Origin of the sequence: Bartonella sp. AA1HLJMS (assembly GCF_042197445.1) — a bacterium.
GTDB lineage: Bacteria > Pseudomonadota > Alphaproteobacteria > Rhizobiales > Rhizobiaceae > Bartonella.
Map to the genome: position 1 here is coordinate 1 of NZ_JBHIRW010000088.1, position 3261 is coordinate 3261.

At 46.6% G+C, this 3261-nt stretch carries 1 pseudogene; it reads right to left on the reverse strand.

The features are described 5' to 3' along the window. Nucleotides 1–3261 (reverse strand): annotated as a pseudogene (locus ACFIQE_RS09225) (filamentous hemagglutinin); the annotation flags it as partial.

Here is a 3261-nt window from a genome sequence, read left to right on the forward strand (position 1 = left end):
AAAGCACCGGTAATGGCACTGGCAGCGCCCGAGGCTGCTCCACCCGTAACCGCCGTGACAGCCAATGCCACGAGAGCCGCACCGGCTTCTGTCAGCCCTTGGGCTTTATAATCCCAGTCTTTAAATTCAGCCTTAACTGCTTGCCAATCCACTTGCTTGGATAATTCTGGATCATCACGCAGTTGCTTGATCCATGCCATGCCTGGAGAGCGAGACAATTGCTCAAGGGATTTGTCTAAATCACCGGTTGCCTGATACTCAACAACAAAGCCATCACCCGCATCAAGCTTTATGCCACCCTTAGCATCTATGGTGACATGCTCGATGGTCTCCTTAAGGTAACCTTTATCGCTCTCACTCCACCACACAAGGTTTTCATTACGCTGATAAACGTCCTTAAAATCTTGATCCTTGTTGGTCAGAAACTTGATCTTCCCCGTATCTGATGCCAAATGCGTCTGACCACCACTTGATAGCCCTGCCGCATCAAGCGTGAGATCTCCATTTTGCGCATGCATGGAGAGGTTGCCCTCTGTTTCTATCGTGGTTTTGTTTGTAGTAACTTCTGTTGATTGTTGACGAAACTTATTCTTTTGCTTCGATTTGTCGCCTTCTTTGCCCCTCAGATCCAAATCAAAACTGTTAAAATCTTGCTCTGAAATCGCGTTGAGAGCGCCACCACTGGTGAAATCCCCATTGCCCTTGGCTTTAAACTTTCCCCCAAGGTTAAGTTCACCACCTGTGACAATGGTCAAATCTCCATCACTGTTGACTTCTGTCAAACGGTGCTCACTGCTTTGGGCGTTATAATGCCCTTTTTCCAATGTCTCCTTATGGTCACTCTCTAGCACTAATGAACCAAACGTAGCAGAACCATCGACAATCACCGTCATCGGACCGCCACTGCTCCATTGGCCACCAGTCATGCTTAAATCGCCAAGGGAGTGAATGTTTAAATCCTGTATAGAAATGATTTGAGCCTGCTGCCCGCTCCGATCAACGAAACCATATTCATTCGTGTCACGGATTTTTGCAGTACCATCAATGATTGTCTTCGCATTGAGGGTGATGATATCCCCCAGAATAACCCCTGAAGAGTTGGCTAAAAGATCGCCACTGCTGAGATCTACGGCACCGCTGCCAAGCAAAAAACCACCATCATTAAACAAAGTTTGCGTAGTCGAAACATGCAATGCACCATTACTTGATATGGTGCCGCTATTGGTAAGACGGTCCGTCTCTATAGTGACGCCATTGCCTTTCAAACGTGCACTGGCAAGGTTTCCTTGCTGCGTTTTTGCCCCATAAACATCTTGTGCTAAAGAAGTGTTTGGTGCCAAATAAACGTGGGGTACCAAGACCTCTTGTCCGTCGACAAGGTGGGTCTCAAGCCAGATCATATCCTTTTTGATCCCAGCAATTTGCTGAGGCGTTAAGGGCTTGCCTAGCACTAACCCCAAGGGATCTTGCTGCTCCACAGCATTGTCATAGAGCCTTTGCATTTGAGCATTGGGATCTTCAACATCAAGAAGAGTGCGATTGCCTGTCAGTTCAAAGATTTGCTCACCCACCAGACGATATTCAAAATAAGCATCCCCCAACTTTTTGAACACGTGCTCAGGCTTATAATTGCCAATCTTTTTTAAGTAATAGTCCGATCCTAAAAATTTACTTGGGTTGATAAAATCTGGACGCGTCTCGACTAAAAATGGCACATCCGGTGTTTGGGTCTGAGCCAATTCTGTCTTAACAGAGTTAAGCCCATCTTGCGTTGGCACTTGTATGGATTCTGGTGCGGGTGTTTTTGTGCTTGGTGCAAAAAGCCCTTTGTGCCCTTTCAAACCATTGATAATACCGTCCAATCGATCATCACTAATCAGTGGTTTGGAACCATCAAAATCGGTGTTTTTAACACCAGCCAACCCTTTATCGCCAGAGCTTAAGCCAACTTGCTCAACCCCCTCACGCACCGCATGATTATCAATATAGCCTGTCAACTTGGCATCAAGCGTGCCACCAGCTTCAATCGTGCCGTAAACAGTATCATAAGTGCGGGCGGTTGTTTGGGTAAAAGTAGGACCATCCCATTCTTTTGCATCGTGCGCTATACATCCTGGATTTGTGATACTACATTGCTTATATCTGTAGCGTGTTTTAGTCACAATCTTGGTTGTTTCGATTAAATCGCGCCCCTCATTGAGCAGCGTATCACCCTGCATCTCAATGTTGCCATTAGCAGCAATCAAACTATAACTATTGCGGATATCACCGGCATGAACCGTGAAATGGCGCCCTACCAAAATCTGGGCAGCATTATTGATAAAATGAGGCTGCTGACGAATGATCGTGGTGTCGATATTTTTCTTGATCTTTGTGTGTTTATCAACATTTGGGATTTTTTCCCATTCTCCTCGCACGTAACTGTGAGAAACCACTTTATCGCTAACTTCAACTCCACCTTCACGCATGTTGGTAAGCGCTGAGACATCGAAGGTCATATCGCCTGACACGGCTTCTAAAAGACCCGAGCTGTTGATCACATGACCAGCCCGCTCTCCACTTAAACCACGGATGATGAGATTGTCTTCAGCAATGACATCGGCAAACTTATTAATAAAATCCCCATCTAAGGAGAAAATGGCAGATTTCTTGGCATAAATCAGCCCACTATTACTCAGATCAGCGCTCACATTGAGCGCAACCCCATCACCACTTGAACCAATACTGCCGGCATTGTCCAAAACATCTGCGGTTAAGACAAAAGCACCACCACTTTTGAGAACACCGTCTTCACCATTTAAAACCAGAGCAACTTGCCCCAATGACGGATCATGACTTTTTGCTATAAGCGTAAAGCTGTCACTGGCTAAAAGCTGACCTGAATTGGCTAAAGACCCAAGCTTCGCATCAACAACACCGCCCACCATGATACCGGAATTGCTTAAAACATCATGGCTGTTGAGAGTCAGTACCCCGCCTTGCGCTTCCACAAGCCCAGCTTGGGTGAGTGTGCCTGCCTTCAGCGTTACATCATAGCCACCAACCTCACTTGTCTCACCCAGCGTCAAGGTGCCATCGGTTGAGAGTTCTATCCGCTTTTGCGAAACAATACGCCCCGTTTGGTTCAGAGTGTTTTGCGCATTCACAGTGATTGCGCCATTGCTTGCTATCGTGCCACTATTGGTTAAATCACCGTGGCTGGTCAGTTGAAGGTCACCACGCTCAATCTCTATGTGCCCTGCTTGGATCACACTATCAGCA